Annotated in this window: 5 protein-coding genes; 2 read left to right on the forward strand and 3 right to left on the reverse strand. The window is 51.9% G+C overall.

Annotated features, from left to right (window positions below; all coding sequences use genetic code 11):
• The coding region (locus tag GX135_05440) for a DUF3473 domain-containing protein (GenBank protein ID NLN85528.1) at positions 1 to 455 on the forward strand (455 nt) is incomplete at its 5' end.
• Between the two features lie 116 nt (positions 456 to 571).
• Here the strand turns inward: GX135_05440 and GX135_05445 are convergent.
• The 3 genes from GX135_05445 to recG all read right to left on the reverse strand — a co-directional run bounded on the left by GX135_05445 (position 572) and on the right by recG (position 7,159).
• The gene (locus tag GX135_05445) at positions 572 to 1,579 is read right to left on the reverse strand and encodes a radical SAM protein (protein NLN85529.1); all 1,008 of its coding nucleotides are present in this window, start codon (positions 1,577 to 1,579) and stop codon (positions 572 to 574) included.
• Between the two features lie 115 nt (positions 1,580 to 1,694).
• The gene (locus GX135_05450; GenBank protein ID NLN85530.1) at positions 1,695 to 4,973 is read right to left on the reverse strand and encodes a S8 family serine peptidase; all 3,279 of its coding nucleotides are present in this window, start codon (positions 4,971 to 4,973) and stop codon (positions 1,695 to 1,697) included.
• A 92-nt stretch (positions 4,974 to 5,065) separates the two neighbouring features.
• Positions 5,066 to 7,159, reverse strand: coding sequence for an ATP-dependent DNA helicase RecG (gene recG, locus GX135_05455; GenBank protein ID NLN85531.1), 2,094 nt, complete (start codon positions 7,157 to 7,159; stop codon positions 5,066 to 5,068).
• A gap of 234 nt (positions 7,160 to 7,393) precedes the next feature.
• Between recG and GX135_05460 the strand changes: the two genes are divergently transcribed.
• A complete protein-coding gene (locus GX135_05460) occupies positions 7,394 to 8,911 on the forward strand; it encodes a Do family serine endopeptidase (GenBank protein NLN85532.1) in 1,518 nt (505 codons plus the stop codon).
• The last annotated feature ends 132 nt before the right edge of the window (positions 8,912 to 9,043 follow it).

Raw genomic sequence — 9,043 nt, forward strand, 5'->3', positions numbered from 1 at the left:
CCACTTTCGATGTATTGGGAGAATTAGGCTATCAGGCAGATTCCTCAATCCCAGCCCGGAGATACGATTTTGGAGCAGGAAGTGTGAATGCGTTGAGATGCTTCTGTAAGCCCAGCAAAGCACATTTTATCGAGACAAAGAATGGCAGGCTTCTTGAAATCCCACCCAGTGCATGGATACTACCCTTAAATATGAGGCTGCTCAGAATCTTTCCACATCTCTTTGTACGTGTTTTTTTCAATCTCTTGGCTCACACGTGCCAGCCATTGGTGTTTTACTTGCATCCGGCGGAATTTGTCAATCCCCAGAACTTATCTCTCCCACAAGGTTTTCCCAAGGGTTTCTACAGGGATTGCGGGGAGCATCACTTCGGTTCTTTGGAGCGGTTTCTGGAGCTTATCAAATGTCATGATCTGCTTTCGGCATATATGCTGGAGGACATCAAGTTGGTTTAAGGTATAAACCGTCACCCAAATCCTCAAGCTATTTTGACTCCCAACCACCCTATTGAAAAGCCTTTACAGACTCATTCAAGAAAATTTCAGGGGGCGTGCTTTGTGAAGAAACCGGGTCAGCTGTAGTTGCAGCCTTTGCAGCCTTCCAAAATCTTGCCCTGACGGCTGCGCTGAGCCAGACGCATGGCCTTGAAATCCGGACCGTTCCAGATGTCGATTAGTGAATCGTGACAAACATGACCCAAAAAGCTGCGCTTGGCGGGGTCCAGACTGCAACCCTTGGCAGGACAAAGCGGTATGCGTCCATCCGGCCTGATTTGGAGGTCTTTGAAGGGCAGGGTGCAGACTGGGGCTGTGTTTTCATCATAAACCTTGGAGTGGAACACGTCGTCGTCGTAATCCGAATCCGGATGTTTCAGGAGAAATTGGGGTAAAACCGCGTCGGCGTATCGTTTCCAAAAAGCGGTTTCCCAGCGTTCCAGATGGCGGGTTGAAGGTCTTAACATCAGTCTCACGCGAATCAGGGTGCCGTTTCTGAGCCTGTCTCTGAGCTGACGCAGGTGGCGAATGTTTTTCAACAAACGTGTGTAGCTGGCGTTTTGGCGTGAAGCTTCATAGATTTTGGCGCCACCGGCGTCCACGGAAACTTCAATCAAATCCACCCCGGAGAGCAGAACTTCGTCAATATCGTGGGGGTCTTTCCACTGTCCATTTGTGATGATGGAAAGATATTTTGTGAGCGGCTTCAGTTTTGTCAACATTTCGGCACATTTGGGATGAAGCATGGGTTCGCCGCCACCGACCCGAACCCGGTTTATCTTCGCTGCGCGCAGGTTTTGGAGCAGACAGTTGAAGATGCCATCGCTCATCATGGTGCGCGGATGCGGGAAAAGGGGGTTGTTGCAATAAACGCAGGCAAGGTCACAGGCATCGGTGAAATCCACCGACAACAGGGGCGGTTTAACGGGGTCAGGCAGTTTGAAAGGATATTTCAGACCGATGAGTTCACGCGCTGGAACGCCCCGTTTCAAAACGTGTGAATTCAGCCGGAGATAGTATGCCCAGTGGGACGCAATCCAGCTCATATCCTGGAATTTATTGGAACCATATTGTTTTTCAGCCATTTGTTTCCTCGCTTGCCAAGCTTTTTGCCAAAACACCGGAAGCGCGGTTCCCCGTGTTGATGTGGTCCGGGGTGGCCGGATTCCGGTGTTTCGGTCTCAATTTATGTGTTTATCTTTATTTCATCATTACCATTTTGCGGGTGGAAGAATATTTTCCAGAGCGCATACGGTAGAAATAGACACCGCTGCTGACGGTCTGTCCGCCAGAGTCGCGTCCGTTCCATTCCACCTGATGGTTTCCAGCGGGAAGGTCCGCGTTCACCAGGGTGTTCACCAGTTGTCCTTTTTGGTTGAAAATCTCCAGACTCACCTGTCCGGGATTGGCCAGCGTGTAGCTGATTAAGGTGCTGGGATTGAAGGGGTTGGGATAGTTGCCTCTCAGCTCTGTAACCAGAGCGGGGGTCTCAATATCCTGAACCGGTGTGTATTGCATGATGTTTCCGGAGCGGTTGTATCCGCCCAGATAGCAGGGCCAGGGAATCTGTTGCGCGGCGCGTTTGATGTCGATAACGTAGAAACTGTCGTCGTTTGGAATCACGATGTCCAGGTCGCCGTCACGGTCGATATCCGCCAGCGCGGCAGAGGTTTTCACGTTTCCGTTGATGCGGATGGGGAAGTTCGGAGATTCAGTGCCATCCACGCGCAGGCTGTGGACATAGCCGTTGGTGTCGCCGAAGATGATTCCCGCGTAGTTATCACCGTCAAAATAGGCGATGGTGGGTGTGCATTCAACTGCCTGTCCGATGCTTATCGGTGTGTTGGGAAGGTTGTTCCCGCTACTGTTGAGCACGTGCACGATTCCGGTGGCGCCAATCACGATGATTTCCTTGTTGTCATCACCGTTCACGTCCGCCACCACAGCGCTGGTTTTAATCTGGCTGCCCACATTTTTCTCGAAAAGCAGGCTGCCGTCGTGGTTGTAAACCAAGATATGGCCAGAGGTGCTGGTGGTCACGATGATTTCAGGGTCGGGGTCGTTGTCGATATTGGCGATGGTGATGGCGTTTTGGGAGCCGCCGGGCATGGTCACGGGGAAACCGGCGATGTTTTGACCCGTGGCGCTGTTGATGGCGTGGAGGTTTCCATTCAGGGTTGCCACAATGATTTCGTGGATGCCGTCACCATTCAGGTCGGCAATGGCTGGTGATGCCAAACAGGCTCCGCCCAGAGCCACTGGGAAGTTGGGATAGGCTGTGCCGTCGGCGTTCAGAACCACCAGGCTTCCGGTTTGGGTCACGGTGATAATCTTGCCTTGGTTGTTGTTTGCCAAATCCGCCATCACGGGGCCGCTGCGCAGGTTTCCGCCTGCTGGAACAGTCCAGAGGACTTCACCGTTTTGGTTGAAAAGCAACACGTTGCTGTTTTGGAGGTTGGCGGCAAAGTGTTTGGTGCTGCTGCTGTCCAGATTGCCCATGGCGATTGAGCCGATGATGGGTGCGCCAGCATTGATGGGAAATCCCGGGACGGAACTGCCGTTTGCTTTCACCGCACGGATATTTCCGGTAGGGTCGCCAAAAATGACTTCCAAATCCGGGTTCGTGTCCAGATTGAAGAGGATGGCGCTGGAGGAGGAAGCTCCGCCAACGTGGTGTGGCCATCCGGCTTGAACCAGGGAAAGGTCAACGCTGAAGGGCAGGGTTTTATTGTAGGGGAAATTGGAGTCTTGATTCGCGGAAATCACCAGTTCGAAGGGAATGGACTCTGAAGGCAGGGTGGAAGCCGCTCTGAATTTGAAGGGCTGGCTGTTGTTCCACATCGTGCTGCCGGGTGAAAGCGTTCCAAACGAAGCCGTGTCATCCAGGATGGTGATTCCGGGATAATTGCAGGTGAGCGTGGCTGTCAGGTTGTTTCCAGTCAGCCATGCCAGTCCGGTGAAGGGGTCCAGATAGTTGTTCAGGGAAACTTTAAGTTGAATGGTTTCACCGGGGTTGGGGATGCCGTCGCCATCGCCTTCCAGCTCTGCCAACATCGTGTCGTCGATGGTGATGTTGGGGATTTTGTCAAACATCGTGGCGGCGTAGGCGTTGATTCTGCCTGTGCCCAGTTTGCCCAGATAGTTCGGGTTCGCGTCATAGTGATAATCAGCCGTCATCATCACTCGTTGCCTGAGCTGGTTGGGTGTCATTTGGGGATGAAGAGCCTTCACCAAGGCGCAAACTCCAGCGGCGACGGGAGAGGCCATGGAAGTTCCATCATAGGCGTCATATCCGTTTCCGGTGATGATGGTGGAAAGGATGCCTTCGCCTGGGGCGCAAATGTCGATGGGTTCGCCATAATCCGAAAAGTTGGATTTGATATCCTGCTGCCCGGTGGAAGCCACGCAGAGAGCGTTGTCACAATCCGCGGGATAATCCTGATAGCTGGCGTTATGTTCCACGTTGTCGTTGCCAGCGGCTGTCACCACCAGAGAACCCAGCGCTGTGGCATAGTTCACGATGGAATTTGGATACACTCCGCTGCCGGGGCTGCCCCAACTGGCGTTGATGATATCGGCGCCCAATTCCGCGGAATATTTAATCTGGTCATAGGCATATTGGATTCCCGTGGAGGGTGATGTGTCCGGGGAACCTTTGCAGGAAATGATGGAAGCGATGGGAGATGTGCCAACAAGGCCGATGCCGTTGTCTCCAACCGCTGCCGCGCAACCTGCCACGTGGGTGCCATGGTCGTTACTGGGATAGTTTTGCATGGGGTTGTTGTCGTTGCCAACAAAGTCCCAGCCAATCAGGTCGTCGATTTTTCCGCCGCCTTCACCCGCGTCAACTCCGTCTCCACCGTGGATGGTTCCGGCATCCCAGTTGATGGTCATACCGGCGGATTCGGCGGGGTTAATCCAGATGTTTGCCCTCAGGTCGGGATGGTTCCATTTCACACCGGAGTCTGTGATGGCGATTTTCACGTCATAGGAGCCCATAACGTAGTCCCAGGCTTCATAGCTGCGGACACGGGAATGAACATATTGCTGGGTCACCATGGGGTCATTGGGCACGAATTTTGTGCGGTTAATGCCTTCCAATTCGGCGTAAATCAAGTTTTTATCCTTCGCCAAAGCCTCCACCGCGTCGTCGATATATTCGTCTGAATCGAGGATAACGCGATAGTGGTTTTGCAGATAGATACCGTTGTCGTTCCAGGTGGGAACCTTCACGTATGGGTGCATTTGACGCAGGTCAACGATTCCATATTCAGTCGCCAGAGCGTCAAAAGTTTCCAGCCCGGTTCGAACAATTCCGTCTTCCAGGCTCGTCTCTATTTTGCCGGTATCGTTGCCCACCGCGTCTTTGGTGAAACACACAATCACGGTACGCGAATAGAATATATCCGGGTCAAATTTAATGGCGGACACCGCGCTCAACGCGATGACCAGCAGGGTCAGGAGGGTCAGCTTTTTCATTGGCACCTCATTTTGTCTCTTTTTTTATAGTCTAAAATCCCTCATAATGAAAGGGCTGTTTCCGTCAATAGTTTAATCCCGATTACCGGGGGTCAATACTGGATAAGTTTCTCTTTATCAATGTGTTGAGTGGTGTGGAATTTTTTGATTAGAGCGTTGTTTTCGCTTCCCAAATCCGGGTCGCTGGCGATGATGGCGAAGGCGTCTTCCCGGGCTTTGCGCAACCAACCCTGGTCGGTAATCAAGTTGGCGTGTTTAAAGCTCGGCATACCAGATTGTTCCGTGCCAAAAAACTCCCCCGGTCCCCTCAGTTCCAAATCTTTTTCCGCGATGAGGAATCCATCCGTGCTGCGCATCATCGTGTTCAGCCGTTCGTTAGCCACTTTGCTCAGGGGCAGATGTGCGATTAAATAACACCAGGCCTGCTGTCCACCGCGTCCCACCCTGCCTCGAAGCTGATGCAGTTGAGCCAGGCCAAACCTTTCCGCGTGGTCAATAATCATCGCCGAAGCGTTGGGAATATCCACGCCCACCTCAATCACCGTTGTTGAAACCAGGATTTTGATTTCTCCATTTTTGAAGCGCAACATGATTTCATCCTTTTCTGCCGAGCTCATCCTCCCGTGCAACAACACACAGGAATACTGGGGGAAAACCATCTCCGACACATGTTTATGCATCCGTTGGGCGTCCACGATGTCCAGTTTGTCGGATTCCTCAATCAGGGGACAAACCACGTAAGCTTGCCTCCCCGCCGCGAGTTCTTCTCCCACTTCGCCAAAAACCATATCAATCTGTTGCGGGGAGCGAACCTTCGTGATAACCGGGATACGATTTGCCGGAACTTCATCCAACACAGACACTTCCAAATCTCCATAAACTGTCTGCGACAGCGAACGTGGAATGGGCGTGGCGCTCAGATACAACAAATCCGGATGTTTGTCCTTTTTTGCCAAATCCGCCCGCTGTTGAACCCCGAAGCGATGTTGTTCGTCCACCGCCACAAAGCCCAGATTTTGGAATGTGATATCGCTCTGCAAAAGCGCGTGGGTTCCAATCACGATTTGGGCTGAACCATCGGCGATTTCAGCCTTGACCTGCGCTTTTCCCTTGTAGCTGCCTCCTTTTAACAAAACCACGTTCAGCCCCAAATCCGAAACCATGCCGCTGATATTGCCAAAATGTTGGTCTGCCAGGATTTCCGTGGGCGCCATCAACGCCGACTGAAATCCGTTTTCCACAGCCAGGAGCATGGCAAACAGCGTCACAATCGTCTTTCCGGAGCCCACGTCCCCTTGTAACAGGCGCGTCATTTGTTTTTCCCCACACATATCGTCAAATATCTCGTTTATCACCCTTTTTTGAGCGCCGGTCAGTTTATATGGCAAATCCTTATACAGAGCCGATGTCAGCTTCCTTTTATTCTCAAATTTTATTCCCTGAACCTGGGTGGTGTGCTGGTGTTTGTATCGCGCCCACAAAAGTTGCGAATAGAAAAATTCCTCATAGGCGAATCTTTCCCGCGTCCTTGACAATTCCTTCGGATTATGTGTAAAGTGCATTTTTTGCAAAGCCACGCGTCGGGGTTCGAAAACGTGTTTTGTCAGGGTATTGGCGGGCAGATTTTCCTCAATTTGCCTGGCGAATTCCTCAAAAGCCGCGTGTATCGCTTTCCGGAAAAACTTTTGGGTCAGATTTCCGCTCAGCCCATAGATGGGAAGGACTTCCCTGTTTTTCCAAAAATCCTCCTCATCCACGTCGTCCATCTGCTCAAATTCAGGGTGCATCAGTTGGAGCCGCCCGCCGTATTCGCTCAAATTTCCACTCACCCAGATATTCAAGCCTGGTTTAAACAGAGTCAGATAGCTTTGCGGATAGCGAAACCAAGTGCAGGTCAGGGTTGCCTGCCCATCGCTGATTCCCACGCTCAAAATGTTTTTCCCCGCCCGGCTGGGGCGTTCATCCACCCAGTTCACCATGGCGGTCATGGCGATTCTATCCCCCGGCTTCAAACCTCGGATGGCTGGCTGGAGCTTGCGTGTGATATAATCGCGTGGAAAATATTCCATCAAATCGCGAACCGTTTTTATCCCCAGTTTGTCCAGTTGACGCGCTCTCGCCTCGCCCACTCCCTTCAAAAACTGGATGGCTGTGTTAGTATCGCGGATGATTTCAGCTTTTTTCATGGGAACCATCCTCCCAAAGCCGCCATAATTGTCAATATCTGATGCGAGCCTCAGCCCAAAAATCACCCCACAATCCGCGCTCAACCCCGCCAAACCAAAATTTTTCACTTGACCTTTTCCGGTTTGCGGCTTATTATATTCCCGAAACACAGTCGAAGAACTCTGTACGCTTATTTTTAATATTCAAAAATAAACTCAGGGAGCCAAGCGGTTCCCAGCTTTTAGGAGATTTATATGAAAATATGGAAACGCCTCATACCATTGGTCTTGGCTCTGGGACTGATGTCCTGCGCCAGCGCTCAAACGAGCGTCACCAGCGAAGTCCCCAGATTTCGCGAAACCTCTCAAAAAGCCTGGATGCCAAACGGAAACGACCCCAACCCAGTGGTGAAAGTCGTGCGCGATGTGCGTGAATCTGTGGTGCAAATCAAGGTGGAAGCCCAAGTAACCGTCCAAAACTACCGAAATCCCCTTTTTGACGACGACTTTTTCCGCTACTTTTTCCCCCAACAGCCTCGCGAGACTCAGCGCCCGGTAACCTCGATGGGAAGCGGATTCATCTATGAATACAACCCCCAAACCCGCGAAGCCTTCATCATGACAAACAACCACGTCGTGGAAAAAGGAAAGGAAGGAACCATCACCGTCACCCTCGCCGACAAAGTGAGCTACACCGCCACCGTCGTGGGTCTTGACCCCAATACCGACGTTGCGGTCATCAAAATCACTCTCCAAGAAGGCGAAAAAATCACCCTCGCCCCCCTCGGCGATTCAGCCGACCTCGAAATCGGAGATTGGGCCATCGCCATCGGAAATCCTTTTGGGGACGTTGGTTTGGACCGAACCGTCACCCTCGGCGTCATTTCCGCCATCGGCAGGTCAAACCTGAATTTCGGCTCAAACTCGCCCATCTATCAGGATTATATCCAGACCGATGCCGCCATCAATCCCGGAAACAGCGGTGGTCCCCTTCTCAATATCGACGGTGAGGTAATTGGTATAAATTCCGCCATCACAAGTACTTCCGGCGGAAACATTGGAATCGGATTCGCCATTCCCATCAACCTTGCCAAACGCGTGGTAGAAGACCTCGTTGAAAACGGAAAAGTCACCCGCGCCTACATCGGAATTTCACCCCAGGAAATCACCGCCGACCTCATGGAAGCCTTTAATCTATCAGAAGTTTCCGGCGTTTTGGTCGCCAAGGTGGAAACCGATTCTCCCGCCCACAACGCCGGGCTCTCCGTCGGCGACGTTATTGTCGAGTTCAACGGCGAAAAAGTGCCCAACGTCTCCAAATTCCGTATCGCCGTCGCCACCTCCAGAGTGGGAACCAAAGTCCCCGTGAAGGTCATTCGTGGCGATGAAACCAAAACCTTACACATCCAATTGAAAGGATTCCCTGAAGACGAAGGACAGGAAACCCCGGAAACCGCTGCGGAAGACACCGTGGCGGGAATCAGCGTGGAAGCCGGAGACAGCGCCTACGCCCAGCGAAACAACATCAAAGCCGACAAAGGTGTGGTCATCAGTGCCATCGAAGCCAATTCACCCGCCTCCAGAGCCGGCCTCCAGGTGGGCTTCATTATCCTCAAAGTCGGAAACACTGAAATCGACACGCCCGAAGGTTTCGACACAGCCATCAATAAAGAAATCTCAAAAATCAAAAAAGAAGGACGAAACACCATCCTCCTCTACGTCCAAGACCGCAACAAATCTGAACAATTCGTGGTTCTGAAATTCAATTCCTGACCCACATCTTTTCTCCTGTTACACGAACAGCCCCGCCAATCAGCGGGGCTTTTTTTGGCTAAAGTATTGTTTTGTTATTTCGCCACCCAAACCCAGACCAAGTCTGTCATTCTGAGCGCCAGCGAAGAATCC

It is taken from the genome of Candidatus Cloacimonadota bacterium (genome assembly GCA_012522635.1).
Classification (GTDB): Bacteria; Cloacimonadota; Cloacimonadia; order Cloacimonadales; family Cloacimonadaceae; genus Syntrophosphaera.